A 738-nucleotide genomic window follows, 5' to 3' on the forward strand; every position below is an offset into this window, starting at 1 on the left:
TTTCAGTTCCCCGGGTATGCCCTCCATACGCTATGGATTCACGTATGGATACTGCCCCATTACGGACAGTGGGTTCCCCCATTCGGAAATCTCCGGATCAACGCTTACTTACAGCTCCCCGAAGCATATCGGTGTTTGTCCCGTCCTTCATCGGCTCCTAGTGCCAAGGCATCCACCGTGCGCCCTTTCTAACTTAACTAAACACACTTTTCAGCCTGTTATCTAGTTTTCAAAGAACAATTTCAACCTCGTCTCCTTTTTAATAGACGAAGGCGCAAGTTGAGGGATATTCCCTCAAAACTAAACGAAGCGAAAAAGCGTTTTTTATTATACGATGTCTAGCTCCAAACTAACATCCTCCTCCGCGTCCGCTTTCTCCGTCGACGTGCAAGCACGTCTCGTCAAAAGCTTGCGCTTCCGTCGGATGTTTCCTTGGCTACGCCAAGGACCGTTCTGCGCTTTTTTTCCTTAGAAAGGAGGTGATCCAGCCGCACCTTCCGATACGGCTACCTTGTTACGACTTCACCCCAATCATTTGCCCCACCTTCGGCGGCTGGCTCCCGTAAGGGTTACCTCACCGACTTCGGGTGTTGCAAACTCTCGTGGTGTGACGGGCGGTGTGTACAAGGCCCGGGAACGTATTCACCGCGGCATGCTGATCCGCGATTACTAGCGATTCCGGCTTCATGCAGGCGAGTTGCAGCCTGCAATCCGAACTGAGAGCGGCTTTTTGGGATT

At 51.8% G+C, this 738-nt stretch carries 2 rRNA genes; both read right to left on the bottom strand.

Features of this window, described 5'->3' with window-relative positions:
• Positions 1–199, bottom strand: a 23S ribosomal RNA gene (locus LH47_RS14790); the annotation flags it as partial.
• 273 nt (positions 200–472) lie between these two features.
• Positions 473–738, bottom strand: a 16S ribosomal RNA gene (locus LH47_RS14795); the annotation flags it as partial.

It is taken from the genome of Anoxybacillus thermarum, from assembly GCF_000836725.1.
Lineage (GTDB): Bacteria > Bacillota > Bacilli > Bacillales > Anoxybacillaceae > Anoxybacillus > Anoxybacillus thermarum.